Below are 26802 nucleotides of genomic sequence, written 5' to 3'. Positions count from 1 at the left end.
CCGCGTCGGTGTAGGTGGGTTCGAGAATCTCCACCGCCCGTCCCAGGTCCTCCGGGGTGTCCCTGACCGGCCTGCTGGTCCTCAGTCAGGTGGTCATCTCGCTGGGAGTGCCCGTGGCGCTGTTCCTGCTCGTCCACTTCTGCCGCGACAAGTCGCTGATGGGGCCGCTCGTCAACGCCCCGTACACGACCTGGATCGCCGGCGCCGCCGCGGTGGTGGTCCCCCTCCTCGGCTGCTCGACCTGCACTCCGACGGCGGATGCAGGCCGGCGTCAGGGCCGTTGACAGCGGGTTGCAGGCGGCATGCCCGTCAATGGTGGAGCAGCCCGGCCGACGTAGCGTCCCGGACCACAGGGGGCCGGCACCGTCTCGGAGGAGATCGAAATGACCTGCACCATCCGCGCCCTGCTCGGCGTCACCGCCGCCGCCGGCGTCGTCGCCCTGGGCGTTCCCGCGCTCGGCGCCGCCGCGAACGCCTCGGCCGCCGCCGGCACGGTCACCACGAGCTCCGCCCGCTCTCTCCAGCTGGCGCAGCCGTTCCTGTTCACCTACACCTTCGACGGCCACCTCAAGGTCGCCGGCGGCAACTTCACCGTCGGAGGCCGTGTCTACGTCGCCGTCAAGTTCAACAACGGCCGTGTGGCCTTCTCCAGGTGGCAGACCGCCCGTACGCACCCCATCACCCCCGGTGGCGCCGTCTACGTGGACACGACGATCGCCGCTCCCTGCGCCCCTGGAACCAATGGGTACGCCCGCGGGTACGACGAGGTCACCAAGCGGTGGTCGCCCCGCCTGCCGGTGACGATCTGCCAGCGAATCGACTGACCCCTCGCGCGGGGGAGCGGACCGGCCCCGCTCCCGGCTTCGGCCGGGAGCGGGGCCGGCGGCATGTTCGCGGCGGTGCGGTGTTTTCGGCCATGTGATGCAGTTCACAGGGATGTCCGAAATATCCGGGGACGGTCTCCCCGTTTGCACGGAGGTCGCAACCGGGGAGAACGTCCCCGGTTGTGCGCCGGAGGACGGAAGGGAGCACCGCTGTGGGAACCGTGAGCATGACCGCCGGGCGGAGCCACGTTCAGCGGCTGCGGGCGGACGCGTCACGCAACCGGGAACGCATCGTGGCCGCCGCGCGTGAGGCGTTCGTGGAGTACGGAGCCGAGGTGACTCTCGACCAGATCGCGCGGCGGGCCGGCGTGGGCAACGCCACGATCTACCGGCACTTCGCCGACCGTCCCGAACTCATCCGCCAGGTGACCCTGGAGGTCATGAACCGAATCGTGAAGCTGGCCGAGACGGCGCTCGCCGAGGAGCCGGACGCGTTCGCGGCGCTGCGGCGCTTCGTGCACGGCGCGACCGACGAGCGAATTGGGGCCCTGTGTCCGATTCTTTCCGCCGACTGTGAGAGGATCGCCTCGGCGCTCACCGTGGAGCGCGCCCGCCTCGAACGGGCGGTGGAGGCCATCGTGGAGCGGGGGCGCGACGCGGGCCTCCTGCGCCCGGATGTGACCCCCGCCGACATCCTGATCGCACTCTCCCAGCTCACCCGGCCCCTGCCGGGTTCCAGGCGTCTGAACCTCGACAGGTTCGTCGGTCGTCATCTGGAGCTCTTCCTGGACGGGCTCCGCACCCCGGCGCGTTCCCCCCTGCCCGGAGCCGGCGCCACCTTCGATGACCTCAAGCGGCGACCACCGACCACGACGACGCCGACCGCCTGAGCCCCCCGCTCCGGCGACAGATCGCTATTACCTTTCACCTGCCGATTCGGCATCTCTGTACCGTAAGTGAGTTAACGCATGTCTGAAACAGCCCAGGTCCAGCCGGACCCCCGGCGCTGGAAAGCCCTCGGATTCATCGCCATCGCCCAGCTGATGGTCGTGCTCGACGCGACGATCGTGAACATCGCCCTGCCTTCCGCGCAGGTGGACCTCCATATCTCCGACGTCGACCGCCAGTGGGTCATCACGGCGTACGCCCTGGCGTTCGGGGGACTGCTCCTGTTCGGCGGCCGCATCGCCGACCTGTGGGGCCGCAGGCGCGCCTTCATCGCCGGCCTGATCGGCTTCGCCCTGGCCTCCGCGATCGGTGGCGCCGCCGGCAACGAGGCGATGCTCCTCGGAGCCCGCGCGCTCCAGGGCGTGTTCGGCGCGCTGCTGGCGCCCGCCGCGCTGTCGCTGCTGGCGGTGATGTTCACCGAGGCCCACGAGCGGGCGAAGGCGTTCGGCATCTACGGCGCCATCGCGGGCGGCGGCAGCGCCGTCGGCCTGATCCTCGGCGGCTTCCTCACCGAGTACCTCGATTGGCGCTGGACGTTCTACGTCAACATCCCCTTCGCCGTTCTCGCCGTCATCGGTGCCTTCCTGGTCATCCGTGAGCCCGCCGGGACCCACAACGGCAGCGGCCTGGACATCCCCGGCGTCGTGCTGGCCACCCTCGGCCTGGTCTCCCTGGTCTACGCCTTCACCCGCGCCGAGTCCGACGGCTGGTCGGCGAACGTGACCATCGGCCTGTTCGTCGCGGCGGCCGTGCTGCTCGTCGCCTTCGTGCTGGTCGAGAGCAAGGTCAGATCGCCGTTGCTGCCGCTGCGCGTGGTGACCGACCGCAACCGCGGCGGCGTGTACCTGTCACTGGGACTGGCGATCATCGCGATGTTCGGCCTGTTCCTCTTCCTGACCTACTACCTGCAGGTCGTCAAGGGGTACTCGCCGGTGCGCACCGGCTTCGCCTTCCTGCCGATGGTCGCGGGCATGGTCACCGGCTCGACGCAGATCGGCGCCCGTCTGATGACCCGCGTCCCGCCGCGGCTGCTGATGGTGCCCGGCTTCCTGCTCGCCGCCGTCGGCATGCTCATCCTCACCCAGATGAAGGTGGACAGCTCCTACGCCGGCCTGGTGCTGCCCGCGCAGATCCTGCTCGGTCTCGGCATGGGCACGGCCTTCATGCCGGCGATGAGCCTGGCCACCTTCGGGGTCCAGCCGCGCGACGCGGGTGTGGCCTCCGCGATGGTCAACACCTCCCAGCAGGTCGGCGGCGCCATCGGCACCGCCCTGCTCAACACCATCGCCGCCGGCGCCGTCACCGGCTGGGTCACCTCGCACGCCGCCCAGGCGCGGACCCTCGGCAAGGCCGCCTTCGCCAACGAGGCGGCGGTGCACGGCTACGCGACCGCGATTTGGTGGGCGGTGGGCATCCTGGTGCTGGCCGCGGCCATCGTGCTCGCCCTCGTCGACAGCGGCCACCAAGGACGGCGCCCCGGCGCCTCGTCCGGCCGTGACGGCCACGAGGACGCGCCCTCGGTGCCCGTGCTCGCCCACTGACCAGGCCGCGCGGGACGCCGATCCCCGCGGCCCATGAACGCCGCCCCCTGCCCGGGCCACCTCCTTTCCGGTGGTCCGGGCAGGGGGCGAGGCATTTCTTCTAGGGCCCGGTGAAGGAGGAGACGGCGAGCCAGACCGCCGACAGCGCCACGACGATCAGTACGGCCAGGTCCTTGCGGCGGACAGGATGTCCCTCCCACCCCCGGCGAACGACCGCGCCGGCCCCGCCGGCGACCCGTACGCCTCGCGACGCGAAGCCGTCACCGATCGCGGCGACCGGCGGCCGGGATGCGCGGACGGCGGCCGTGGCGGTGAGGGCGGCGGCGAGCAGGCGAAGCCTGTGTCGGGCACCGGAATCCGGCAGGTCGCGGCCGTCCACCCCGCGACCGCGGCGGCGGGCACCCACAACAGGACCCCACCCCGCGCCGATGAGGGCGGCGACGAGGCCGCCGCGATCAGTGCGGCCGCCGCGGCGGCGTAACAGGCGATCAGGATCCAGGGCGGGGAGAACGCACGGGCCTCGCCGGTGCACGGATCGGTGGCCGGCATGCCGACCATGGTGACCAGGCCGAGCGCGAGCACGGCGCCGATGGCACAGACGGACGTGACGGCGGCCCTGCCCGGCCGGCGCAGCAGCAGGCAGGCCACGACCAGGGGCAACAGCACCCTCGCCCAGAACAGCGCCTCGACCAGGACCCTCTCCAGCGGGTGGGTACCGGCGAGGGGACAGAGCCATCCGGCGCTCCATCCGTCCGCCCCGGAAGCCGTCGCGATCACCGGGCCCGCCGTGGCGAGCACCGCGCCGCAGCGAAGCGTCGCCGGCCGTCCGGTCCATGAGTTGGACATTCGTGCCACAGCGCCTTTCGGTCCCCACAGCAGGGTCGACCCGGCGAGAGTAGTGCATGACGGGCAGGCCGCGCGGCGCGGGCGGCGGGGGCGCCCGAAGGGCGGCGTCCCGGACCGGGGCTCGCGCCCCGCACCGTCGACCGTCCTGGTACGAAAACATACCATCGAAGAGGTATTTTCTTCCGTCAGGACATGACCTCCCGCTGTGCAAGTGAGGATTCACCCGGTCGCACACTGGCCGCGCCGCCCTGTCACTCGCTGGCGCGGACAACCGGTGCCGCCGCCGTGAGGTGAGCGGAAGCGGAGAGTCATGCTGGCAGGCGCATTGTCCGCGTGCGCCGCGAAGAGGGCCGGCCGGCGGTCGTGTCGTGGTGCTGGGAGGCCCGGGGGTGCCGGTCGGCATCGGCGGGGTCCGCCTGCCGCTCCCCGGTGGCTTACACACAGTTACATACCTTCATGAAGGTATGCGATAGTGGGCGAAGCCACCGATCGCCCCGTGCACCAACGTCGGCTCTCAGGTGGTGGACGACCGCGCACCGCGCTCCGCCAAGTACGGAGCCCCATATCCCCGGCCAGACGCACCGCCGGCCCGACGTCCGCCTGCCGGAATATCGCACTCCCGATCACCCCACGGATCCCGAGCTTCCAAGGAATCTGAGAGGAGCCCGATGAAATTCGGAAACGACCTGCGGATCAAGACCGTGACCACATGGTTTCCGCCGGATCGCGAGAACGTCGAGGACGCCGTCGCGGCGGGCAAGCTGGACACCCAGGACGTGGAGCGGCTCGGCCTCACCGGTCTTCCGGTCTCGACGCGGTGGTCCGCTCCCGAGATGGCGGCGGCGGCCGGTCGTGACGCGATCAGCCGGGCCGGCTGGAGCCCCTCCAATGTGGGCCTGGTGATGCACACCTGGATCTACCACCAGGGCCATGACATGTGGTCGCCGCCGCACTTCGTGGCGAACGAGGTCGGCGCTCCCAATGCCCTGGTGTACGGCGTGCAGCAGGGCTGCAACGCGGCCGCGCTCGCCCTCCAGCTCGCGGCGCTGCATCTGGACGCCGAACCGGGGCTCGGCGCCGCGCTCATCACCACGGGCGACCGCTTCGCCCCGCCCGGAATGGACCGCTGGACCTCGGACTACGGCCTGGGGTTCGGCGACGCGGGAACCGCGGCGCTGCTGCACCACGGCGACTCGGGGCCCGACGACTGGGCGCTGCTGTCCCTGGCCAGCGAGACCGAGGCCGAGCTCGAACTGATGATGCGGCACGGCAACGACTTCAGCGCGGCGCCCATGTCGCACAGCAGCCACATCGACCTGCGCCGTCCCAAGAAGTCCTACGTGGAGGCGTACGGCAAGGACAAGTTCACCTCCATCGCCAGCCGGTCGATCCGCAAGGTGATCGTGGACGCCGTGCGCGACGCGGGACTGCGGCTCGACGATCCCCGGATCAAGTACATCGCGCTGCCGCGGCTCGGAGCGTACCTGCTGGACGCCAACTACGTGCCGGTGATGGACGACGTGCTGAAGGCCGAGGCGCTGCGGTTCGGCGCGGACACCGGCCACCTGGGGTGCGGGGACTTCCTGGCGAACCTGGCCGACCTGCGCGATCGCGCGCCACTGGAGCCGGGCGACGTCGCCCTGGTGATCGGCGGCGGGGCGGCCTGGACCTGGGCCTGCGCCGTCGTCCAGGTGCCGCGGGAGCAGGCGGCGGAGAGGAGCGACTGATGGGCGTGGGATTCCTCGGCCTGGGCGGCCACGTGCCGCCGGTGGTCATCGACAACGCGCGGATCGCCGAGTGGACCGGCGTGGAGGAGAACTGGATCGTCGAGCGTACCGGCATCCTGGAACGCAGGTACCGCGAGCCCGGCACCGCCACCTCCGACCTCGCGCTGCACGCCGCCCGTGAGGCGCTGGCCGCGCGGCCCGAGGCGGCCGACCGGCTCGGGCTGATCATCGTGGGCACCTCGACGCCCGACCAGCCGCAGCCCTCCACCGGAGCCATTCTGCAGGACAAGCTCGGGCTGTCCGGTGTCCCGGCGTTCGACGTCAACGCCGTGTGCTCCGGCTTCCTCTACGCACTGGCGGTCGCCGACTCGATGATGTCGGGGCGGCTGTCCGGGCAGGGTGGCGAGTACGCCCTGGTGATCGGCGCGGACGTGTACTCCTCGCTGATGGACCCCACCGACCGGCGCACCGTCAGCCTGTTCGGCGACGGGGCCGGGGCGGTGCTGCTCGGTCCGGTGCCCGAGGGGTACGGCGTTCTGGGCTGGCGGCTGGTCGCCAACGGCGAGTACCGCGACCTGGTCGAGGTGGCCGCCGGGGGCACCCGCCGGCCGCTGGACGCCCAGGCGTGGGAGGCCGGAGAGCACCTGTTCCGGATGAAGGGCCGCCCCGTACGCGAGTACGCGATGCGCACCCTCCCCAAGGTGATCGACGAGGCGCTCGCCTCGGCCGGGCTCCGGCTGGAGGAGGTGGACCGTCTCATCCTGCACCAGGCCAACACTCGCATGGTCGAGGAGTGCGTCCGCGAACTGCGCGTCGACCCCGCCCGGGTGCCGCTCACCGCACCGCACTTCGGCAACACCGCCGCGGCCTCCATCCCGCTCACCCTCCGCGTGGAGCACGAACGCCGGCCCTTCCAGCGGGGCGAGCGCTTGGTGCTGGCCGGAGTGGGCGGCGGCATGACCGCGGGCGCCGTCGTCGTCCGCTGGCACTGAGCCCGCCGGACCACCGCCGGACCACCGCCGGACCACCGCCGGACCACCGCCGGACCACCGCCGGACCACCGCCGGACCACCGCCGGACCACCGCCGGACCACGCCGGACGACCGCTGGAAACCGGGCAAGCGCTGCAAAAGGAGACAGAAATGCCGATGGCCACCGCGGCGGGGCACCGTTGCTACGAGCTGTGGGATCCGATGCCCGACGAGGTACGGGAGGGCGCCAGGCGGTTCGCCACCGTACAGGCGCTCAACGAGCTGGTGGGCGTGCTGCCGTTCGCCGAGTGGCTGGACCGCGCGCCCAGCCACACCAGGCGGCAGATGCTCATGGCCAAGATCCAGGACGAGGTCGGTCACGGGCATGTGGCCGCGCGCGTCGCCGAAGACCTGGGCATGCCGCGCGAGCGGATCCTGCTCGACTACCTCGAGGGCCGCGCGAAGGTGCACAACATCTTCCACTACTCCTTCGGGACCTGGGAGGAGCTGGGCCCCGGGCTGCTGCTGATGAACTCGGCGGCGATCGTCCAGTTCCAGTCCCTGATGAAGGGCGTGTACCTGCCGTACGCCCGGGCGCTGCGCAAGATCGAGCGCGAGGAGTCCTTCCACTACCAGCACGCCCTGGACCTCACCCACGAGGTGCTGACCCACGGTGACGCCGAGCAGCGCCGGCGGGTGCAGGAGGGGTTCGAGCTGTGGATGCCGCGCGTGCTGGCCTACCTCGGTCCGCCCGACACCGACACCCTGCACGCCAACCGCATGTGGCAGATCGGCCTGAAGCCGGACGGCAACGACGCGCTGCGCCAGGCATGGCTCAACAAGATCATCCCGGTCTTCCGGAAGCTCGGTGTGCACGTGGATCCCGCGCTGGTCCGTCAGGCGCCCTCAGGGGAGTGGGAGTTCGCGATGCCCGACTGGGCCGAGGTGAAGAAGGTGATCGCGGGCGGCGGGCCGGCGTCGCAGCGCCGGCTGGACTGGGTGCGCCACGCCCTGGACCGCAACACGCGGTACCGGCGCGCGCTGCGGGAGGTGTCGTGATGCCGCACGTTCCGAACGACCCCGACGTCTATGAGGTCTTCACGCAGAATGGCGTCGGCAAGACGCTCAGCCATGTCGGCTCCATCGTCTCGCCGCGCCCGGACGGCGCCTGGCACCTGGCCAAGGAGACCTACGGGCGCCGCGACGACCTGGCCACCCTCTGGGTGGTCCGCCGCGCCGACATGATCGTCTCCACCGGGGACGACCGCGACCTGCTCGCCGCCAAGACCCGGATGCCGCACCGCCAGCCCGGCTTCCCCACCGCCCGCCGCCGCGACCGCTCCGACTCCCCGCCCGCCGCCGACTCCCCGCCCGCCGCCGGCTCGCCGCCCGTCGTCGACACGCTCGTCGCCGATTCGCCGCTGGTCGCCGGCTCGCCGGCCGTCGACTCCCCGGCCGAGCCGAGGGACGGCGCCCTCTCCGAGCTTCGCGACGACGCGTCTCCGGCCGCCGACCCCGAGCTCCGCGACCTGTGGCCGGCGCTCGCCGACGACCTGTTCGTGCTGGGCAACCGGCTGGGCGAACGCATCGTCGACTACATCGACCTGGAGGAGTCGCTGGCGGTCGGCTCGATCGGACAGGAGGCGCTGGCGCACGCCGGGACGATCCTGGCGCTGTGCGGTTTCGACGAGGTTGCCGCCGACGCGTGGTTCTTCGACCGGCCGCAGGCGCGGTGGCGGGTGTCGCGCGCCATCGAACGGCTCACCGACTGGCCGTCCACCGTGGCCTGCGGTCTGGTGATCGCCGCTGCCGTCGTCGCGCTCGCCGAGCGGACCGTGGAGGCCGAGCCCGGCCGCACCGAGCAGGCCGCGGAGGCAGGGTCCGGCGGGGCGTGGCTGCCCGCGATCATCGCCATCCGCGACGAGCAGCGGGTCCATCTGGACCACTGGCGGCGGTGGGCGCGGGCGCTGACCGCGTGGCCCGAGACCAGTGAGGAGTTCGCGCGCGCCTACGCCGAGGTGACCGAGCGCGCCGGGGACCTGTTCGGCGCCGGGCCGCAGGGAGTCACGGCGGGCGTACTGCCCAGCGCTCCGGTACCGGCCGCGACCCTGCACGAGCGTCTCGCCGTGCTGGTCGGCGACAGCGGCGGCCCCGCGTCGCGCCTGCCCGGCCGCCCGCTGCCGCGGACCGCGGGGATGGGCGGGAGCGCACTGGCCTACTGCCTGTCCCGTGGCCGCATGGTGAGGGACGACTACGCCCCGGGGGTGTTCCGGTGAACGCCGACCGACTCCAAGGCCGGCCCCCAGGCCGGCTCACGGCTCAGCCCACGGACGAGTTCACGGCCCGGCACACGGACGAGCTCACGAGCCGGCTCGCCGACGTGGTCGCCGGTGTGCGCGATCCGGAGATCGACGTCGGCCTGCGCGATCTCGGCGTGCTGCGCTCGGTGTCGCTGACCGGCGGCCGCGTCCGGGTCCGCCTGGCCCCCACCCGGCTCAGCTGTCCCGCCGTCGGTGAGATCGCCCGGCGGGTGCGGTCCGCGCTCGCCGACGCGGCCCCGGGACGTGAGGTCGACATCGTGTGGGAGCGCGGCGCCTGGCAACCGGCGTCGGTCACCGCCGCCGGCCGGGACGCGCTGCGCAGGGGCGGATACCGCGTGGCGGGCGCCGCTCCCAGATGCCCGTACTGCGGCTGCGACGACGTCGCGCGCGCCGGCCGCTTCGGCGGGGCGGTGTGCAAGGTCCCCTACGACTGCCGCGGCTGCGGCTCGACCTTCGACGTGATCGGCACGGCCGGCTGCACCGCCATGCTCCCGGCCCCCGGTCCCGTGCGAGGAGGATCGTGATGAGACTCATCGGAAGAACCGCCGTCATCACCGGAGGCTCCCGGGGCCTCGGCCGGGCGATCGCGGAACGCTACCTGCAGGAAGGGGCGCAGGTCGTCTGCGCCGCCCGCAACCCGTACGACATCAAGGAGGTCATCGACCTCGCACCGGGCCGCTGCGCCTACGTCCCGGTCGACGTCACCAGCGACGATTCGGTCAATGAGCTGATGGCCGAGACCGCCGGACGCTTCGGGGGCATCGACATCCTGGTGGCCAACGCCGGCGTGAGCCGGGACGGGCGGGTGGACCGGCTGCCGGTCGCCGACTGGCAGGACATGGTGACCACCAACCTGACCGGGGTCTTCCTGTGCACCCGGGCCGCGGTTCCCTACCTGGAACGCAGCGACGCCGGCCGGATCGTCAACGTCTCCTCCAGCATGGCGACCCGGGTCGCGATCGGCGCCGCCGGATACTGCGCCACCAAGGCCGCGGTGGAGATGTTCACCAAGGTCAGCGCGATCGAACTCGCCCCCCGCGGCATCCTGGTCAACTCCCTGGCCCCGGGGATCCTCGACGAGGGGATGGGTCGGCAGGTCACCGGCAACGACCGGATCTGGTCGCGTTACAAGACCCGGCTGTCGCTCGGCCGGCCCGGCCACGCCGACGAGGCCGCCGACGCCGCGGTCTTCCTGGCCGGTCCCGAGGCCAGCTATGTCAACGGCCACGTGCTGGAAGTGAACGGAGGTCTGTTATGGGCATGACGACCGCCCCCGAGGTGGGGCACCCCACCGTATGGCTGGACATCGACGGGGCGGTGGGCGTCCTCCGCCTCGACCGGCCGCCGCTCAACGTGCTCGACCGCGCCGCGCAGGGCGCGTTGCGCGCGGCCGCCGAGCGGGCCGCGACCGACGAGCGGGTCCGCGCGGTGGTCGTGTACGGCGGGCCCACGGCCTTCTCGGCGGGGGGCGACATCAAGGAGATGGCCGCGATGTCGCACGCCGAGATGGTCGGCCACGCGGCCGTGCTCCAAGGCGCCTTCGACGCGGTCGCCGCCATCCCCAAGCCGGTGGTGGCCGCGATCAACGGGCCCGCTCTAGGCGGCGGCTGCGAGCTGGCGCTGACCGCCGACGCGCGCATCTGCGGCACCGAGGCGCGGCTCGGGCTCCCCGAGGTCCTGCTCGGCGTCATTCCCGGTGCGGGCGGCACCCAGCGGCTGCCCCGGCTGATCGGCCCGGCCAAGGCCAAGGAGCTGATCTTCAGCGGACGCCAGGTCGGCGCGGCCGAGGCGCTGGAGATGGGCCTGGTGGACTACGTCGTGCCGACCGACCTGGTGCTGGACAGCGCGATGCAGTGGGCGCAGCGCTTCGAGACGGGCCCGGCGCTGGCCCTGCACGCCGCGAAGACCGCGATCGACGGGGGCCTGGCGACCGACCTGGCCGCCGGGCTGGCGATCGAACGGTCGGTGTTCGCCGGGCTGTTCGGCACCCAGGACCGTTCGACCGGCATGCGGGGGTTCGTCACCGACGGCCCCGGCCGCGCGCGATTCAGCGGGAGGTAGTCATCATGCGCACAGCGACCGGCGAGTTCCAGCGGGCCCGCGACCACCTGCTGTCCTCCTACGGTGACCTGCCGCGTGCCCGGGCCTTCCCCAGGCCCGAGGTCGGGCAGAGTTTCAGCTGGGTCGCGGACTGGTTCGACGTCATCGCCGACGGCAACCACGCCACCGCCCTGCGCGTGCTCGACCTGGACCGCCAGGGGAGGCTCCTGGCCGACACCGCGGTGAGCTTCGCCGAACTGGCCGAGCGTTCCCAGCGGGTGGCCCGATGGCTGCGGTCGGCGGGCGTGCGGCGCGGGGACCGCATCCTGCTGATGCTCGGCAACCGGGTGGAACTGTGGGAGTGCCTGCTGGCGGCGTTCAGGCTGGGCTGCGCGGTGATCCCCGCGGCCGTCCAGCTCGCCCCCGCCGACCTGGCCGACCGGCTGGAACGCGGCGAGGTGGCGCACGTCATCGCCGAGGCTCGCCTCACCCCCAAGCTGGACGCCCTGGGCGGCCGGTGGACGCGCATCGCCGTCGGGGGCCCCGTCGCGGGCTGGCAGGACTACCAGGGGGCCTATGCCGCCGAGCCGCTGCGCGAGGCGGTGCGGACGCGTCCCGAGGAGCTGTCGCTCATCTATTTCACCTCGGGCACGACCTCCCGGCCCAAGATGGTCGGCCACACGAGCGTGAGCTACCCCGTCGGCCACCTGTCGACCATGTACTGGATCGGCCTGCGCCCCGGCGACGTGCACCTCAACATCTCGTCGCCCGGCTGGGGAAAGCACGCGTGGAGCAGCCTGTTCGCCCCCTGGAACGCGCAGGCGACGGTCATGGCCGTCAACCAGCCGCGGTTCGCCGCGCGTCCGCTGCTGGAGATGATGTCGCGCTACGCGGTGACCACCTTCTGCGCGCCGCCCACCGCCTGGCGGAGCCTGATCCAGGAGGACCTCACGCGGTGGCCGATGGTTCTCCGCGAGGCGCTGGCCGCCGGGGAACCGCTGAACCCGGAGGTGGTGCGCCGGGTCCGCGAGGCGTGGGGGGTCAGGGTACGGGACGGGTACGGGCAGACCGAGACCACCGCCCAGATCGGCACCCCGCCGGGGATGCCGAGCGTCGAGGGGGCACTGGGCTGGGCGCTGCCCGGCTACGAGGTGGCGCTGCTGGACCCGCACACCGGCGCCCCCGTCCGGGACGTCTCCGCGGAGGGCGAGATCTGCCTGCCGCTGGCCGGCCGGCCGCTGGGCCTGATGGGCGGGTACGTGGGCGACCCCGAGGCGACCGCGCGCTGCATGCGCGGCGGCCACTACCGGACGGGCGACATCGCCACCCGTGACGCCGACGGCCTGTTCCGCTACGTGGGGCGGGGCGACGACGTCTTCAAGGCCTCCGACTACCGGATCTCGCCCTTCGAGCTGGAGAGCGTGCTGCTGCAGCATCCGGCCGTCGCCGAGGCCGCCGTGGTGCCCTCACCTGAGCCGCTGCGGCTGGCCGTGCCCAAGGCCTACGTGGCGCTCGCCTCCGGCTACCGGCCGGAGGCCGAGACCGCACAGCTCATCCTCGCCCACTCCCGTGAACACCTCGCCTCCTACAAGCGCGTCCGCCGCATCGAGTTCGCCGAACTGCCCAAGACCATCTCCGGCAAGACCCAGCGCACCGAACTGCGCAAGCGGGAGGAGCAGCGGCTCTCGCGGTCGGCGCAGGAATGGTGGGAGGAAGACTTCCAGAACTAGCCCCCTGGCGACATGAGCGGGTCGCGCGACCGGCGGACATTCCCCCGCGCGACCCGCCCGCCCGGGCCTACCACTCCTCGGAGACGAAATGACTGCCGTCACCATGAGCAGGGGTCAGCGCAGACGAGCCGTAGTGAGCAGCCTCATCGGGAACAGCATCGAGTTCTACGAGTTCCTCATCTACGGTTCGTTCTCCTCCCTGTACTTCAACAAGCTCTTTTTCCCCTCGTTCGACCCCACCACCGGCACTCTGTTGTCGCTGTCGACGTTCGCGGTCGCCTTCGCGGGAAGACCGCTCGGCGCCTTCCTGTTCGGGCACTTCGGCGACCGGGCCGGCCGCAAGGCGACGCTGATCACCACTCTCGCCGTGATGGGCGGCGCGACGGTGACGATCGGCCTGCTTCCCACCTACGGCACGATCGGCGTCGCCGCCCCGATATCGCTGACGATCCTGCGATTCATCCAGGGATGCTCGCTCGGCGGCGAGTCGAGCGGCGGGTTCCTGATGGCGCTGGAGAGCGCCAAGCCGAACAGGCGCGGCTTCCTCACCGCCGTCGTCGGCACCGGCAACGCCTGGGGACTGCTGCTGGCCAACGGCGTCCTGCTCCTGGTCACCGCGCTGCCGGAGCGGCAGATTCTGGCGTGGGGATGGCGGCTGCCGTTCGTCTTCAGCGCCGTGCTGGTGGGCGTCGCCCTCCACGTCCTGCTGCGGCTGGGGGAGACTCCCGAGTTCCAGCGGTCCAAGGCCGAGGGCGCGGTCAGGAAGAGGCCGGCGCTGGAGGTTCTGTCGCGGTACGGCCTGACGACCCTGGGCGCGTCGCTGTCGGCGCTTCCCACGTTCCTGGTGTTCTACCTCGGGTCGGTGTTCTCCCTCAAATACGGTGCGACCATCGGCGTGGGCCGGTCCGTCATGCTGCTGCTGCTCGTCGGATCCTGCGTCTTCCTGATCGTCGCCATGCCGTTCTTCGGCTGGCTGGGCGATCGGTACAGCCGAAAGGCGGTCTTCGTCGGCGGCATCGCCGCCATGACGGTGGCGCCGTTCGCCTGGTTCTCGTTGCTGGGCACCGGGTCGTTCCCTCTGATGGCTCTGGGTTTCCTGCTGCTGTTCGCCGGGTTCGCCGCGAACTACGGCGTGCAAGGGGCGTTCTGCCCGCGGCTGTTCCCCACGGCCGTGCGGTACTCCGGGATGTCCATCAGCTACAACGTGGGCGGCCTGCTCGGCGGCGCCGTCGGCCCGATCGTCGCCACGTCGCTGCTCAACAGGTTCCACAGCTGGACGCCGATCGCCGTCTACATGGCGGCCGCCGGCGTGATCGCTCTGGCCGCTTCGGCGTTCCTGCGGGAACGCTCCGACGACGGCACGCCCGCGAAGCACGCCGACGGCACGCTCGTACAGCACGCCGACGGCATGCCCCTACAGCACGTCGACGGCACGGCCGCACCGCGCGCCGCCGCGCCACCGGCGGCCGCCACGTCCCCCGTCATCACCACCGCCGGAAGCTAGCCGGCGCGAAGCCTCAGGCGAACCGGTGGAAGTCTCCGTGCAATCTCCAGTGAGGGAGTACCGCATGACGTCCTTGTCCGTTCCCAAGTGTCCCGTTCTCGATCCCACGGGCGCCTCGGTCCACGCCGAGGCCGCCGCCTTACGCGCCGAGGGGCCGGCGGTGCTGGTGGAGCTTCCCGGGCCCGTCCGCGCCTGGGCGGTCACCCGGCACAGCGTCATCCAGAAGCTGACCAACGACCCGCGCGTCTCGCGCGACTCGCGCCGGCACTGGCCCGGTCTGGCCGACATGCCCGAGGGCTGGCCACTCGCTCCCCTCGCCCTGCAGAACAGCTTCTTCAACTTCTACGGCGAGGAGCACCGCAGGTCCCGGCGCCGCGTCGCCCCCTCGTTCTCGCCGAAGCAGGTCGAACGGATGCGTCCGCAGGTCAAGGCGACCGCGGACCGCCTGGTCAAGGAGCTGGCCGCCCTGCCGCCCGGCGCCGTCGCCGACGTGCGCCGGGACCTGGCGCTGCCGCTGACCATCACCGTCATCTGCGACCTGTTCGGCGTCCCCGAGCACCTGCGCAGGAAGGTCGGCACCGGGATCGACCGGGTTCTGGACTCCTCGCTCGGCCCAGAGGAGGCGATGGCCGCCGGCAACACGCTGTACGAGCGGCTCGGCGAGCTGCTGCGGTACAAGAGGGAGAACCCGGCCGCCGACCTGACCAGCGACCTGCTGCTGCCGGCCGAGCCCGGTGACGAGCCGATGTCGGAGGCCGAGCTGCTCGGCACGCTCTTCCTCATGATCGGCGCGGGGTACGAGACCACCGTCAACCTCATCACCAGCGCCGTCCAGGCCCTGCTCACCCACCCCGAGTACCTCACCCGGCTCCACGAGGGCGCCATCGCCTGGCATGACGTCATCGAGGAGACGCTGCGTTTCGAGGGCCCGGTCATGCACATGCCCATGCGTTGCGCCCTGGAGGACATCGACCTCGGTGAGGGCGTCGTCATCCGCAAGGGCGACGCGATCACCATCGGTTTCGCCGCCGCCGGCCGCGACCCGCAGGTCCACCCGCGGTGCCCGGAGAGCTTCGACCCCACCCGGGCCAGCAAGGAACACCTCGCCTTCGGCCACGGACCCCACTTCTGCCTGGGTGCGCACCTCGCCCGCCTGGAAGCGGAGATCGCCCTGACCACGCTGTTCGCGGAACTGCCCGATCTCGCCCTCGCCCGCCCCGGACACCAGCCCGCCCGCCTGACCTCCTTCCTCATCAACGGCCCCGTGGGCCTGGAGGTCATCCCGCACCCGGCATGACCGGAACGAACTCCGGCCGCCGGAGGCGCACCGCGCCTCCGGCGGCCTCGTCATGTCCATGGGGAACGCAGGTCGCCCCGAAGACACGCGGAAGGGACCGGCACGGCAGCGGGCGCGGCTCTTCACCCCCGGCCATGTGCTGGAGGTGATCGGCGCCGGGTCGGCGGGTCGTGGTACGGCGATGCCGGCGCCTGCGTCGGCGCCAAGCCGGTGAACGTTTCCGGTCACAGCACACGGAGTGCGGCGTCCACGAACGTCCGCCGGCCGGCCGTCGTAGGGGTGGCGCCGGTTTCGCCGTACCCATGACCGGCCGCTCCGGCGCCGGAGTACGCGTTCACTGGTGCGGTGAGATCCCGGCCTCAGGGCTTCGCGGTGGTCGGCGGACCGTCGGGGGGTGGGTGCTTGTGGTGGGCAGGCGGGTCGTCCGGTGGCGGGGCTTGCTAGTGGAACGCGGGCCGTCGGGGGGTGGGTGCTTGTGGTGGGCAGGCGGGTCGCCGGGTGGTGGGAGTCGCCGGTGGGAGCGCGGGCCGTCCGGTGGGGGGCCTGGGGCAGGAACGCGGACGAGGCGGCGATCTGGGTGATCGCCGCCTCGTCCGTCCGCCACGCTGTGCCGTCGGTTCAGGTCCACAGACCGCCGATCGCCATGGGGGAGCGGTGGCGCAGGGTGTTGTCCATCTGGACGTGCCGGGCGACGCGCTCGGCCTGGTTGCGCGTGGCGGCGATGAGCAGCGGCATCACCGACCCGGCCTCGGGCAGGCCGGCGTAGTACAGGCCCGGCAGCGCGCCCATTCCCCTGCGGTGCACCGGCATGCCGTCCTGGTCGAGCGCCCCGGCGGGCAGGATGCCGTACTCGGGCACGAAGCCCGTGGCCCAGATGATCGTCGTGATGTCGTTGGCGACCAGGTCCAGCGTGCCGCCGTAGTCCGCGATGAGCGAGGGGTCGTACACGGGGGCGGGGTCGGCCTCGGGGACGACCAGCCCGCGCTGCTCGATCGCCGCGTCGATCGCCTTCAGCAGCTCGCTCTCCTTGTGGGCGGCCGCCCGCGCCACGGCGCGGACGTTGTCCTCCAGCCTCAGCACGCCGCCCGACGCGCCGCGGACCGAGCCGACGAGCGTGACACCCTTGGCGGCCAGGATCGGCAGGCTCAGGTCCTGACCGCCGTCCTTCCCGCTGAGCACCGACACGCCCGGCAGCACAGGGGAGTCGCCGCGCCCGCCCGAGGCGGTCTCCAGGTTGCCCTCCGGCAGCAGCAACTGCAGCCAGTCGAGGATCTGCGCGCCGCGGTAGCGCCGGGGCGCGGTCTTGTGCCCGCCGACCGCCAGGAACACCTCCCGGCCGGCGTCGCGGAGGTCGTCGGCGATCTGCTGGCCGCTGTTGCCGGCGCCCACGATGAGGACCGCTCCGCTCGGCAGCGACTCCGGGTTGCGGTAGTAGCGCGTGTGCATCTGGGTGACCGAAGGGTCCACGCCCGCGGCCACCTCCGGTATGCGCGGCGAGGAGTATCCGCCCAGCGCCGCGACGACGTTGCGGGCCTCGACGGTCTCGCCGTCGTCCAGGTGGACGCGGAAGCGCGCGCCCTCGTGGACCGCGTCATGGATCGGGGACTCGACCATCTGGACGCTGGTGTGCTCGCGGACCGCGATGCCCATCGCGGCCACGTAGCACCGGAGCCGTTCGGCCACCTCACGGGCCGGCATGTACCCTTCCGGATCGTCCCCGTCGTAGGCCCAGTCCGGGAAGGCGACCGTCCTGTTCGGGGTGTTGACGCGCAGGCTGTCCCAGCGCTCGTTGGCCCACGCCTGGCCGATCTCGCCGCGCTCGATCACCAGCGCCCGGTAGCCGAGCCGGGCGAGCGCGCCCGCGACCGAGCATCCCTGCTGACCGCCGCCTATGACCACCGTCTCGACGAACCGCGTTCCCATCCGTTCATCCCTTCCTCGTCCGGGGCAGCACGACGACCTTCCCGGTGGCCTGATCGTTCTCCATGTGCCGGTGCGCCTCGACGATGTCGCCGAGGTCGAAGACCCGGTCGATGTTGGGCCGGTAGACCCCGGCCTCGACCTCGCCGATGACCCGCCGCAGCACCGGCGCACCGGCGGCTCCCTTGAGGCTGTCGCTGTGGAAGGCCGTGAGTCTGGTGCCGGGCGGGATCATCGCGATCGGCTCGAACTCCCTGATCAGCCAGCCGCTGAGCGAGCCGGACACGCACACCGTCCCGCCGCGGCGCACCAGCTTGAGCGAGTCCGGCACCGTGGCCGTCCCGATCAGGTCCAGGACGTGATCGGGGCCCTCGGGCCAGACCCCGCGCACGGCGTCCGCCGTCGAGCCACCGTCGTCCAGAAGCACGTGGTCGACGCCGGCCGCGGTGAGGGCGTCCATCTTCTCCTCGCGCCGAGTCGTGGCCGCGACCTCCAGGCCGTGGGCGGAGGCGATCGACGCCGCTGCCATGCCGACCGACGAGGTTCCGCCGCGGATCAGCAGGCGCCCGGGCGCGCCCGGCGTGATGCCGAGCGCGTCCAGCGAGCCCTGCGCGGTCAGGTACGTCTCGGGCAGCGCGGCCAGCACCTCCCAGGGCAACGTGGTGGTGACCGGCATGAGCAGCGAGTTCGGCAGCAGCGCGTACTCCGCGTATCCGCCGTCGAACTCGCGGCCCATCTCGCCCATCACGGCCGCGACGGCCTGGCCGACCGGCAGGGCGGCGTCGGTCGAGGCCGCCACCGTCCCCACGCACTCGATCCCGAGCACCCGCGGAAACTTCACGTTCGGCGAATGCCCCTGACGGGTCCGCAGCTCCGACCGGTTCAGGCCCGCGCCCTCCACCCGCACCAGGCTCCAGCCCTCGCGGAGCGAAGGCATGGGCAGCTCGCGGATCTGGAGTACCTCCGGGCCGCCGGCCTGGACACAGACCGCCGCGCGCATCGTGGTGCCCATCTCGTCTCAGCCTCCGGTGACGACCTCGATCGACGGCGCCCAGCGCGGGATCTCGCCGCGGCCGGAGGGCAGGCGCAGGCTGCGGGCGTAGCTGTATTCCTGCAGCGTCTCGATGGCGTGCTCGCGGCCGTATCCGCTGGCGCCCACGCCGCCGAAGGGGGTGCCGGTGAACGAGCGGTTGTAGTGGTTGACGAAGACGATACCGACGCGCAGGTCGCGGCTGAAGCGCATGGCGCGCTCGGTGTCGCGGGTGAACACCCCCGCGACCAGGCCGAACTCGGTGCCGTTGGCGATGCGGACCGCCTCGGCCTCGTCACGGAAGGGGATCACGCACACGACCGGCCCGAAGATCTCCTCCGTGGCGATGCGCATGTCCGGGGTGACGCCGGTGAACAGCGTGGGCGGGACGAAGTAGCCCTCCGCCAGCTCGGGGTCGGTGGGCGTCGCCGCCTGGGCCGCGATCGTGGCGCCCTCGCGGACGCCGAGTTCGAGGTAGTCCTGCACGCGCTGCCGCTGCTCGGGGGTGACCAGCGGCCCGACGTGCGTGTCCGCGTCCGCGCCGTTGCCGACCTTCAGCCGCTTGACCGCGGCCGCGAGCCGGCGGACGACCTCCTCGTAGCGGTCGACGTGGACCAGCACGCGCGAGGCGGCGGTGCAGGCCTCGCCCTGGTTGAAGTAGCCGCCCTCCACCGCCCACGGCACGGCCGAGTCGAGGTCGGCGTCTTCGAAGATCACCAGGGCGTTCTTGCCGCCGAGCTCCAGCAGGGTCGGCGTCAGGTTCTCCGCGGCCGTCCGGATCACCGCCTGCCCGGTGGCGGGCGCGCCGGTGAAGGAGACCTTGCCCACGAGCTTGTGCCCGGCGAGCCGCGCGCCGACCGCGCCGGTGCCGGGCACGATGTGCACGACGTCGTCGGGGAGAATGGACTGGGCGATCTCGGCGACCCGCATCACCGACAGCGGAGCCTGCTCCGGCGGCTTGATGACCACGGCGTTGCCGGCCGCGAGCGCGGGGGCGAGCTTGCCGGCGGTGTGCAGCGGGGGCCAGTTGAACGGGATGATCGCGCCGATGACGCCGAAGGGCTCGCGCAGCGTGATGTCGAGCATGCTGCCCGAGTCGCGCGCCTGGCTCGGGATCGCCTCGCAGAGGCCGGCGAACATCTCGAAGATGGTGGGCGCGCCTTCGAGGTCGAAGTTGCGCGCCTGGGTGAAGGGCTTGCCGTTGTCGCTGGACTCCAGCGCCGCGATCTCGTCGGCGTTCTCGCGGATCGCCTGGGCGACCTTCCACAGCCACTTGCCGCGTTCGCGCGGCGTGCGGGCCTTCCACGCGAAGTGCGCCTCGTACGCGGCGCGGACCGCCTGGTCCACCTGCTCGGCGCCGGCGCCCTGGACGACCGCGAGCGGCCTGCCGGTCGCCGGGTCGTGCACGGTGAACCGGTCGGCCTCGTCCTGCGAGGACCAGCGCGTACGCAGGATCTGGGCGGTGTCGAACTGAGCTGTGTCGAACGTCGTGGTCATGTCATCATCTCTTTCAGCACCGAGGCGATCCGCTCGGCGATCACGATGGTCGGAACGTTGGTGGCCACGCGCGGCATCGCCGGGAACACCGAGGCGTCCGCGACGGTGAGTCCCTCGACGCCGTACACGGCGCCGCCTGCGTCGACGACGGAGCCGGGAGCACGGTGCGAGCCCATCCGCATCGTGGAACTGCCGTGGTTGTAGTGCGCCGGTGCGCGGCGTATCGCCTCCGCGAGCTCCTGGTCGCTCACGCCCGGACCCGGCACCCGCTCCTCCACCAGCAGGTCGGCGAGCGGCCGGGTGCGGGCGATCGTGCGGGCGAGGCGCACCGCGTCGGCGACCCGTTCGGCGTCGCCGGCGACCGTGTAGAGCCCGAGGTCGATGACCGGCGCGTCCTGCGGGTCGCGTGAGGCGAGCCGGACGGTGCCCCGCGAACGGGGCTGGACGCAGGAGACGAAGAAGACCATGTCCCAGCCGGTCGGGTGGTTCTCGACCGGCGGAACGATCATGGCGGGCAGGCTCTCGGCCGGCACCGCCGCGGAGGGCAGGATCTGCACGTCGTAGTCCGGCTCTCCCGGTCCCGTGGCGACGCTCAGCACGCTGCCGAACATCTGCCGCGCCCCCTCCTGCGGCGGCTTGGCGACGTGGATGTTCCAGAAGGCGGGGTGTTCGGTGAGGCCGCGCCCCACGCCCGGGAGCTCGGACACCACGTCGATTCCGTGCGAGGCGAGCTCGGCGCGGTCTCCGATGCCGGAACGCATGGCGATGACCGGGGTGTTGTAGGCGCCGGCGCTGAGCACGACGTGCCCGGCGCCGATCTCCTCGCCCGAGGCGAGCCGGACTCCGCGGGCCCGGTTGCCCCGGAACAGCACCCGGTCGACCAGCACGTCACCGCGCACCGTGAGGTTCGGCCGGTGGCGGACCGGGTTGAGGTAGCCGATGGCCGTGCTCAGCCGCACGCCGTCGGCCGCGCTGAGCGGGGTGTGCGCGAAGCCCGGCGCGCCCGGCGCGTTGAAGTCGTCGACCATCGGGTACCCGAGCCGTCCGCACGCCTCGCTCATCGCCGCGACGTGCGGACCGAGGTCGGCCGCCGTGCTCTGGGTGATGCGGTACGGCCCGTCGAGGCCGTGGAACTTCTCCTCGCCGTAGGGGTAGTGCTCCATCTCCTTGTAGAAGGGGAGCATCTCCGGGTAGCCCCACGCGGGCCCGGCCAGGGACGCCCACGCGTCATGGTCGGACGGCCGGGCGCGCATCGCCACACAGACGTTGACGGAGGAGGAGCCGCCGATGATCCGGCCCCGGGGGACCGGCACCCGGTTGCCGAACTCGTCCGGAACCGATCGGTAACCCCAGTCGTAGGAGTACGGTGCGTACGTCGCGTCGGCGACGTCCGCCGGCAGCTCCTCGGTGGTCGCGAAATCGGGCCCGGCCTCAAGGAGCAGGACCGACAGCCGCGGGTTCGCGCTCAACCGGTTGGCCAGGACGCAGCCGGCGGAACCGCCGCCGATCACGATGACGTCGTAGGTCATGATCGCTCCTCCCTCGTCGCGGCCCTACACGTACCGGGGCCGGCCGACGATGAACCCCAGCACGAGGTCCACGGCGAAGACCACGGCGAGCATGACCATCGGCACGGCCCAGCCGCCCGTGCTGCCGTGCAGCATGCCGAACAGGAACGGCCCTCCGATGGCGATGAGGTATCCGAAGCCCTGCGCCATGGCCGAGATCCCGGCGGTGTCGGCCGCGGTGCGGGTGCGCAGCGCGAACAGGCCGAGCGCGATCGGGAACACGCCCATGCCCGCTCCCCACAGCAGCGACCACAGCCACGGCATCGTCGTCGGCGCGACGAGCATGCCGATGGTGCCGGCGATCTCCAGGCCCACGAGCCCGGCGATCCACCAGGACTGGCGGCGGCTGCGCATCGCCATGGGCACGACCACCATCGTGACGGGCAGGGCCGCCACGACCAGCAGAGCCAGCAGCAGACCCGACTCGTTCTTGCCGATGCCCGCGCCGGTGTACACGGCCGGGGCCCAGCCCATCAGGACGTAGGAGCCGGCCGCCTGCAGTCCGAAGAACCCGGTGATCAGCCAGGCGAGCGGGCTGCGCAGCAGCAGCTTGCGCTCCTGCGGCAGGGCCGCGTTGGCGCCGCCCTGTTCGGTGCGGCGCGTCCCGGCGACCCAGACCAGCAGCGCGCCGATGGACAGCAGCGACCAGGCGGCCAGGGTGACCCGCCAGCCGCCGAGCTGGTCCTGCATCCACGGGGTCGCCGCGGCGCCCGCGCCGCCGCCGACCATCAGGGCCACGGTGTAGACCGTGGTCAGCAGCGGGATCCGCTGCGGGAAGGCCTGCTTGACGACGACCGGGATGAGCACGTTGCCGAGGGCGATGCCGGCCGCCGCCACGAACGTGCCGGCCAGCATCACCCACGGGCCGCCCACGACCCGCAGCAACAGCCCGGCGGTGAGCACGACCAGACCGGCGCCGACCGCACGGGCCAGGCCGAGCTTGCGGGCCGCCAGCGGCGCCGCCGCGGCGGCGATGCCGAAGCAGAGGGTGGGCAGGGCGGTCAGCACGCTCGCCCAGAGCAGGGAGGCGCCGAGCGACCTGCGCACCTCCTCCAGCAGCGGGCCGATGCTGGTGATGGCGGGACGCAGGTTCGCCGCCGCCAGGGCGACGCCCACCAGCAGAAGCGGGGTCCCGACCAGAGCGGCGTTCCTCTCGACCGCCACAGGCGCGACTTGCTGTTCCTGCGTAGTCACTGTCTTGCCTCCTGTACTCGTGAAACGTCCCATTGCAGGTGGAGCTCGTCGAACCCGCGCGCGATCAGCAGCCGCTCGCGGCCGCGCGCGTCCGCGGGACCCAGACGCAGTCCGGGCAGGCGGTCGAACAGCAGCGGAATGGCGATGCGCAACTGGAGGCGGGCCAGTCCGGCTCCCAGGCAGGTGTGGATGCCGCGGCCGAAGGCCAGCATCTTGCGGCCGGTCCTCGGCCTGATGTCGAAGGTGGCGGGGTCGGCGAGCGCGCGCTCGTCCCGGTTGGCGGCGCCGAAGTGCACCATCACGCGGTCGCCGGGCCGCAGCCGGGTGCCGGCGAGCTCGGTCTCGGCGGTGACGGTGCGGAACAGCCCCTGGACCGGGGACTCGAACCGCAGGATCTCCTCGACCATCGCCTCGGGCGGCACCTCGCCCTCGCGCAGCGCCGCGAGCTGGTCCGGATGCTCCAGCAGGCTCACCAGGCCGTTGCCGATGGACCGGGTGACCGTGACGTGCCCCGCGATGATCAGGTTCATCACGATGCGCATGAGCTCGACGTCGTCCAGGTCGTTCTCGTCGTGGTCGGCCGCGAGCGACGCGATGAGCCCGTCGCCGGCCGGCCCCGGGTCCAGCAGCATCGCCATCACGTAGTTCTGCATGGCGATGACGTCGCGGGCGCATTCGGCCCGTTCCGCCACCTCGCCGCCGCCGACCGACAGCTTCAGCCAGCTGTGGCTCCACTGCCGCAGCAGCGGCACGTCGCCGGCCGGTACGCCGAGGATGCGCGCCATGACCGACAGCGGCAGCGGCCAGGCGTAGTTCTCGATGATGTCGGTCGAACCGGCGGCGGCGAACCGGTCGATCAGCTCTTCGCCGGTCGCCGTGATGAAGGGTTCGAGCTCGGCCACCCGCCGCGGCGTGAAGACCCGGTTCACCGCCGTGCGCAGCCGGGTGTGTTCCTCGCCGTCGCTCTCGGTGAGGTTGGGCGTGAGGGACCAGCCTTCGGCCAGGATCTGCTTGACCTCGTCGGCCTCCGGTCCCGTGGTCGCCTTCACCGCGCTCTCCGAGGAGTAGGTCCGCGGATCGTGGGCCACGTGGACGACGTCCTCGTGCCGCGTGACGACGAAGAGGCCGGTCTTCTCGTCGTGGAACACGGGGCACTGGTCGCGCATGCGCGTGTACGTCGGGTACGGGTCGGCCAGTTGGCTGTCAGATGTGGGATCGAACGTCGGCTTGGTCATCGGGGTCGCTCCGCTTGTGGCTTCTCATCCGGCGGGCACCGCGCCGACCGGCCTCGGGCCGGCCGGCACGGTGATGGGTCGCGGTTCAGTCGGCCGCCGCCAGCGCGGGCACGCTGGCGCCCAGCTCCTTGTGATCGGTGGCCCACAGGTCAGGGGTGGGCAACCGGTGCACCGCGGGTTCGTGGACGAAGGTGTCGTGCACGCTCTGGGTCGCCTCGGCCAGGCCGCTCTCTCCGGTCAGCACGCTGAGCTTGTTGGAGGTGACGAGCAGATCGGTGCGCGCGGCGCCGACCGACCGCAGTGCTTCGAGCAGTCGCAGCGGCGAGCCGGGAAGCTGGCCTATCCCGAGGCCGACGACCGACAGCCGCGCCAGGTTCGAGGTCCAGTGCACCTCGTCCAGGCGGGCTCCCCGGTCGGCCTCGGCCAGCAGCGCGCGCGCCTCCTCGACGCTCTCCGCGGGCAGGGTGATCGCGAGGTCGCCGGCGTCCTCGGTCCCGAGGTTGCCGTAGCGGCGCAGTTCGACCTCCAGCTCGCGTTCGGCGAGTCCGCGCAGGATCCGCACCGCGTGATCGGCGGCGATCCGGCGCAGCACGCAGCGCACGAGACCGGTCTTGGTGGCCACCCCGGCGATCGCGGGGACCTCGTCCAGCCCGGCGGGCCTCCAGGAGCCGCCGCCGGAGGCCGCCATCGCCGTGGAGCGGCGGCGGTATCCGACCCAGGTCTCCGGGCCGCAGGCGGTGAGGTTGGAGCGCACCTTCAGGTCGACGCCGTGGGTCCGCGCGTAGTCCACGGAGTCCGCGGCGAGCACCTTGGCCCCGCTCACCGCGAGCTCGGCCATCTCCTCGTACAGCAGGGTGATGTGGCGCCGGGCGCCGGTGACCTTCCTCGGGTCGGCGGTGTAGACCCCCGCGACGTCGGTGACGATCTCGCAGTGGTCGGCGCCGAGCGCCGCGGCCAGGGCGACGCCGGTGGTGTCGGAGCCGCCGCGCCCCAGAGTCGTGCAGGGGCCCGCGACGCCCGCCTCGCCCTGGAAGCCCGCGACGACCGGGATCGCCCCCCTGCGGAGGTCCTCCTTGAGCCGGCGCGGATCCACCTGCTGGATCGTCGCCCGGCCGTGGCGGTCATCGGTGAGGATGCCCGCCTCGGCGCCGCTGAACGACCTGCTCGCGGCGCCGTGGCGGTTCAGCGCCATCGACAGCAGCGCGGCGGACACGGCCTCGCCCGTGCTGAGCAGGGCGTCGAGCTGGACGGGATCCGGCTGGTCGGACACCGAGGAAGCCAGGTGGAGCAGCCTGTCGGTGGTTCCGCCCATGGCGGACACGACGGCGACGACCTGGTGTCCGTCCGCCCGTGCCGCCAGGATCTGCCGCGCCGCCTCGATGACCTTCTCGGGCGTGGCGACCGAGGTTCCGCCGTACTTTTGCACAATCAGCGCCATCTCGCGCACTCTCCTTCAGAGCGGAGCCGGCTCGAGCCTTCACTGCTCGTGCAGGAACTCACGGATCGCGTATCCGACGTGACGCTGGTCGGTCATGGTGTGCCCGAGAATGTGGTCGCCGGGGCGCAGCTCGGTGAAGTTGTGGACGCTGCCGCCGGCGCCGAGCGCGCGCACGTGCCAGTCGTCCTGGCCGACCATGTTGACCACGTCGCCGCCGGCGGTGCGTGCCTCGATCTGCAGCATCGGCCGGGTCTCCATCTTGATCCGGCACACGATCACCCGGCGCACGCCGCCGTTGGTGTTGACGGCCAGGATCTCCGAGCCGCAGCGCAGCTCGGACAGGTAGCGGGTGCGGTTGCCGGGCGTCAGGGTGTAGGAGCTGAGGGCGGCGGCGTTCACCCGGAACGGGCGGGTCGGCATGTACGGCAGCGGGTGGGTCTCGCTGCTGACCAGCATCAGGCCGGTCGAGTACGAGCCGACCAGGATGCCCTCGTTGGGCTGCATGTGGGAGCAGGTGTCCACGCACACCCGGTCGCCGAGGCCCAGGTGCGTGAGCTTGACGATCTCCAGCGGCTCGAGCTGCAGCGTCTCGGCCTCGCCCTGGCACACGCGCACCAGCTCGGAGGCGTCGCCGACCCGCCGGGGGGCGAGCAGCACCGCGTCGGAGCCGCGCTCCAGGACGCCGATGGTGACCATCGCGTCCTCGACGTCCTCGACGACGGTGACGATCTGGCCCTTGGCCTTGTCGGCGGCGGCCAGCAGGATCTCCAGCGGGATCTTGCTCGGGTCCTGGCGGAACTCGACCAGGGTCAGCTCCGACTCGTTCGCTATCTTGCAGGCGAGCTGCAGCGTCTCCTCACCCAGCACCTTGATCAGGACGCCGTTGCGCAGGCCGGGCCGGACGCCCTCGAACTTCTCGGCGATGCCGTGGTCGGCGATCAGGATGTCGACCACGCCGACGAGCTGGTCGATCAGGGTCGTGGGGGTCTCGCCGGTGACGACGGCGGCCTTCTCCAGGGTCGGCGGGACCTTCGCGGCGAGCTCGGGGTCGTCCAGCACGACGGCGCCGATGCCGAGGTGGGTGCTCTCTTCGATGACGGCGGTGGCGAGTTCGGCGGTCAGGCCGCGCAGATCGATCCATGCGGATTTCATGTTCGCACCTTCGGTCGTG

23 protein-coding genes are annotated in these 26802 nt (G+C 72.1%); 14 read left to right on the top strand and 9 right to left on the bottom strand.

The features are described from left to right. Positions 1–14: 14 nt before the first annotated feature. The 4 genes from ACWEN6_RS20765 to ACWEN6_RS20750 all read left to right on the top strand — a co-directional run bounded on the left by ACWEN6_RS20765 (position 15) and on the right by ACWEN6_RS20750 (position 3313). Complete coding sequence (locus tag ACWEN6_RS20765; protein ID WP_452571919.1) at positions 15–284, top strand: divalent metal cation transporter; 270 nt, start codon at positions 15–17, stop codon at positions 282–284. A 99-nt stretch (positions 285–383) separates the two neighbouring features. Further along, a complete protein-coding gene (locus ACWEN6_RS20760) occupies positions 384–824 on the top strand; it encodes a hypothetical protein (RefSeq protein ID WP_452571917.1) in 441 nt (146 codons plus the stop codon). 212 nt (positions 825–1036) lie between these two features. Then, positions 1037–1714 carry a TetR/AcrR family transcriptional regulator gene (locus ACWEN6_RS20755; RefSeq protein WP_452571915.1) on the top strand — a complete coding sequence of 226 codons (678 nt, stop codon included), beginning with the start codon at positions 1037–1039 and terminating at the stop codon, positions 1712–1714. A 78-nt stretch (positions 1715–1792) separates the two neighbouring features. Next, positions 1793–3313, top strand: coding sequence for an MFS transporter (locus ACWEN6_RS20750; protein ID WP_452571913.1), 1521 nt, complete (start codon positions 1793–1795; stop codon positions 3311–3313). A 156-nt stretch (positions 3314–3469) separates the two neighbouring features. On the opposite strand, the gene ACWEN6_RS20745 is transcribed toward ACWEN6_RS20750, so the two are convergent. Beyond that, the gene (locus tag ACWEN6_RS20745) at positions 3470–4159 is read right to left on the bottom strand and encodes a hypothetical protein (RefSeq protein ID WP_452571911.1); all 690 of its coding nucleotides are present in this window, start codon (positions 4157–4159) and stop codon (positions 3470–3472) included. 668 nt (positions 4160–4827) lie between these two features. On the opposite strand from ACWEN6_RS20745, the gene ACWEN6_RS20740 reads away from it, so the two are divergent. The 10 genes from ACWEN6_RS20740 (at position 4828) to ACWEN6_RS20695 (ending at position 15749) form a co-directional block, all read left to right on the top strand. Then, a complete protein-coding gene (locus tag ACWEN6_RS20740; RefSeq protein WP_452571909.1) occupies positions 4828–5886 on the top strand; it encodes a 3-oxoacyl-ACP synthase in 1059 nt (352 codons plus the stop codon). Further along, positions 5886–6878, top strand: coding sequence for a 3-oxoacyl-ACP synthase III family protein (locus ACWEN6_RS20735; RefSeq protein WP_452571907.1), 993 nt, complete (start codon positions 5886–5888; stop codon positions 6876–6878). Before ACWEN6_RS20740 ends, ACWEN6_RS20735 begins: the two co-directional genes overlap by 1 nt. A gap of 150 nt (positions 6879–7028) precedes the next feature. Then, positions 7029–7916, top strand: a complete 888-nt coding sequence (locus ACWEN6_RS20730; RefSeq protein WP_354845739.1) for a Phenylacetic acid catabolic protein — start codon at positions 7029–7031, stop codon at positions 7914–7916. After that, the gene (locus tag ACWEN6_RS20725) at positions 7916–9133 is read left to right on the top strand and encodes a Phenylacetic acid catabolic protein (protein ID WP_452571905.1); all 1218 of its coding nucleotides are present in this window, start codon (positions 7916–7918) and stop codon (positions 9131–9133) included. The genes ACWEN6_RS20730 and ACWEN6_RS20725 overlap by 1 nt, the downstream gene beginning before the upstream one ends. Continuing rightward, positions 9130–9702: an iron-sulfur cluster assembly protein gene (locus ACWEN6_RS20720; protein ID WP_452571903.1), complete on the top strand. Its 573-nt coding sequence runs from the start codon at positions 9130–9132 to the stop codon at positions 9700–9702. The genes ACWEN6_RS20725 and ACWEN6_RS20720 overlap by 4 nt, the downstream gene beginning before the upstream one ends. Then, positions 9702–10442 carry an SDR family NAD(P)-dependent oxidoreductase gene (locus ACWEN6_RS20715; RefSeq protein WP_452571901.1) on the top strand — a complete coding sequence of 247 codons (741 nt, stop codon included), beginning with the start codon at positions 9702–9704 and terminating at the stop codon, positions 10440–10442. Before ACWEN6_RS20720 ends, ACWEN6_RS20715 begins: the two co-directional genes overlap by 1 nt. Further along, a complete protein-coding gene (locus ACWEN6_RS20710) occupies positions 10439–11239 on the top strand; it encodes an enoyl-CoA hydratase/isomerase family protein (RefSeq protein ID WP_452572181.1) in 801 nt (266 codons plus the stop codon). Before ACWEN6_RS20715 ends, ACWEN6_RS20710 begins: the two co-directional genes overlap by 4 nt. A gap of 5 nt (positions 11240–11244) precedes the next feature. After that, positions 11245–12948, top strand: coding sequence for an AMP-binding protein (locus tag ACWEN6_RS20705; protein ID WP_452571899.1), 1704 nt, complete (start codon positions 11245–11247; stop codon positions 12946–12948). A gap of 133 nt (positions 12949–13081) precedes the next feature. Then, the gene (locus ACWEN6_RS20700) at positions 13082–14452 is read left to right on the top strand and encodes an MFS transporter (RefSeq protein WP_452571897.1); all 1371 of its coding nucleotides are present in this window, start codon (positions 13082–13084) and stop codon (positions 14450–14452) included. A 64-nt stretch (positions 14453–14516) separates the two neighbouring features. Then, the gene (locus tag ACWEN6_RS20695) at positions 14517–15749 is read left to right on the top strand and encodes a cytochrome P450 family protein (protein ID WP_452571895.1); all 1233 of its coding nucleotides are present in this window, start codon (positions 14517–14519) and stop codon (positions 15747–15749) included. 618 nt (positions 15750–16367) lie between these two features. Here the strand turns inward: ACWEN6_RS20695 and ACWEN6_RS20690 are convergent. The 8 genes from ACWEN6_RS20690 to ACWEN6_RS20655 all read right to left on the bottom strand — a co-directional run bounded on the left by ACWEN6_RS20690 (position 16368) and on the right by ACWEN6_RS20655 (position 26783). Then, a complete protein-coding gene (locus ACWEN6_RS20690) occupies positions 16368–17672 on the bottom strand; it encodes a flavin-containing monooxygenase (RefSeq protein WP_452571893.1) in 1305 nt (434 codons plus the stop codon). 4 nt (positions 17673–17676) lie between these two features. Further along, positions 17677–18681, bottom strand: coding sequence for a zinc-binding dehydrogenase (locus tag ACWEN6_RS20685; RefSeq protein ID WP_452571891.1), 1005 nt, complete (start codon positions 18679–18681; stop codon positions 17677–17679). Positions 18682–18687: 6 nt separating this feature from the next. Next, positions 18688–20196: an aldehyde dehydrogenase family protein gene (locus ACWEN6_RS20680; protein ID WP_452571889.1), complete on the bottom strand. Its 1509-nt coding sequence runs from the start codon at positions 20194–20196 to the stop codon at positions 18688–18690. Further along, positions 20193–21725 carry a GMC family oxidoreductase gene (locus tag ACWEN6_RS20675; RefSeq protein ID WP_452571887.1) on the bottom strand — a complete coding sequence of 511 codons (1533 nt, stop codon included), beginning with the start codon at positions 21723–21725 and terminating at the stop codon, positions 20193–20195. Before ACWEN6_RS20675 ends, ACWEN6_RS20680 begins: the two co-directional genes overlap by 4 nt. Before the next feature lie 24 nt (positions 21726–21749). Next, positions 21750–22928 (bottom strand): MFS transporter, encoded by a 1179-nt coding sequence (locus ACWEN6_RS20670; RefSeq protein WP_452571885.1) that lies wholly within the window; start codon positions 22926–22928, stop codon positions 21750–21752. A gap of 26 nt (positions 22929–22954) precedes the next feature. Beyond that, positions 22955–24193 (bottom strand): cytochrome P450, encoded by a 1239-nt coding sequence (locus tag ACWEN6_RS20665; RefSeq protein WP_452571883.1) that lies wholly within the window; start codon positions 24191–24193, stop codon positions 22955–22957. Positions 24194–24278: 85 nt separating this feature from the next. Further along, entirely contained in the window at positions 24279–25631 is a 1353-nt protein-coding gene (locus tag ACWEN6_RS20660) for an aspartate kinase (RefSeq protein WP_452571881.1), read from the bottom strand. 39 nt (positions 25632–25670) lie between these two features. Continuing rightward, entirely contained in the window at positions 25671–26783 is a 1113-nt protein-coding gene (locus tag ACWEN6_RS20655) for a 3-dehydroquinate synthase II family protein (RefSeq protein WP_452571879.1), read from the bottom strand. Between the last annotated feature and the right edge of the window lie 19 nt (positions 26784–26802).

The organism is Sphaerisporangium sp. NPDC004334, assembly GCF_053602655.1.
Note: the sequence above shows the minus strand (reverse complement) of the source record. Positions and strands in the feature narration are given on the sequence as shown.

What these genes read in the sequence shown, in the direction of transcription:
- ACWEN6_RS20760 (WP_452571917.1), top strand. Translation starts at nt 384, where the DNA reads ATGACCTGCACCATCCGCGCCCTGCTCGGCGTCACCGCCGCCGCCGGC.
- ACWEN6_RS20750 (WP_452571913.1), top strand. Translation starts at nt 1,793, where the DNA reads ATGTCTGAAACAGCCCAGGTCCAGCCGGACCCCCGGCGCTGGAAAGCC.
- ACWEN6_RS20745 (WP_452571911.1), bottom strand. Translation starts at nt 4,159, where the DNA reads ATGTCCAACTCATGGACCGGACGGCCGGCGACGCTTCGCTGCGGCGCG.
- ACWEN6_RS20740 (WP_452571909.1), top strand. Translation starts at nt 4,828, where the DNA reads ATGAAATTCGGAAACGACCTGCGGATCAAGACCGTGACCACATGGTTT.
- ACWEN6_RS20735 (WP_452571907.1), top strand. Translation starts at nt 5,886, where the DNA reads ATGGGCGTGGGATTCCTCGGCCTGGGCGGCCACGTGCCGCCGGTGGTC.
- ACWEN6_RS20730 (WP_354845739.1), top strand. Translation starts at nt 7,029, where the DNA reads ATGCCGATGGCCACCGCGGCGGGGCACCGTTGCTACGAGCTGTGGGAT.
- ACWEN6_RS20725 (WP_452571905.1), top strand. Translation starts at nt 7,916, where the DNA reads ATGCCGCACGTTCCGAACGACCCCGACGTCTATGAGGTCTTCACGCAG.
- ACWEN6_RS20715 (WP_452571901.1), top strand. Translation starts at nt 9,702, where the DNA reads ATGAGACTCATCGGAAGAACCGCCGTCATCACCGGAGGCTCCCGGGGC.
- ACWEN6_RS20710 (WP_452572181.1), top strand. Translation starts at nt 10,439, where the DNA reads ATGACGACCGCCCCCGAGGTGGGGCACCCCACCGTATGGCTGGACATC.
- ACWEN6_RS20705 (WP_452571899.1), top strand. Translation starts at nt 11,245, where the DNA reads ATGCGCACAGCGACCGGCGAGTTCCAGCGGGCCCGCGACCACCTGCTG.
- ACWEN6_RS20695 (WP_452571895.1), top strand. Translation starts at nt 14,517, where the DNA reads ATGACGTCCTTGTCCGTTCCCAAGTGTCCCGTTCTCGATCCCACGGGC.
- ACWEN6_RS20690 (WP_452571893.1), bottom strand. Translation starts at nt 17,672, where the DNA reads ATGGGAACGCGGTTCGTCGAGACGGTGGTCATAGGCGGCGGTCAGCAG.
- ACWEN6_RS20685 (WP_452571891.1), bottom strand. Translation starts at nt 18,681, where the DNA reads ATGGGCACCACGATGCGCGCGGCGGTCTGTGTCCAGGCCGGCGGCCCG.
- ACWEN6_RS20680 (WP_452571889.1), bottom strand. Translation starts at nt 20,196, where the DNA reads ATGACCACGACGTTCGACACAGCTCAGTTCGACACCGCCCAGATCCTG.
- ACWEN6_RS20675 (WP_452571887.1), bottom strand. Translation starts at nt 21,725, where the DNA reads ATGACCTACGACGTCATCGTGATCGGCGGCGGTTCCGCCGGCTGCGTC.
- ACWEN6_RS20665 (WP_452571883.1), bottom strand. Translation starts at nt 24,193, where the DNA reads ATGACCAAGCCGACGTTCGATCCCACATCTGACAGCCAACTGGCCGAC.
- ACWEN6_RS20660 (WP_452571881.1), bottom strand. Translation starts at nt 25,631, where the DNA reads ATGGCGCTGATTGTGCAAAAGTACGGCGGAACCTCGGTCGCCACGCCC.
- ACWEN6_RS20655 (WP_452571879.1), bottom strand. Translation starts at nt 26,783, where the DNA reads ATGAAATCCGCATGGATCGATCTGCGCGGCCTGACCGCCGAACTCGCC.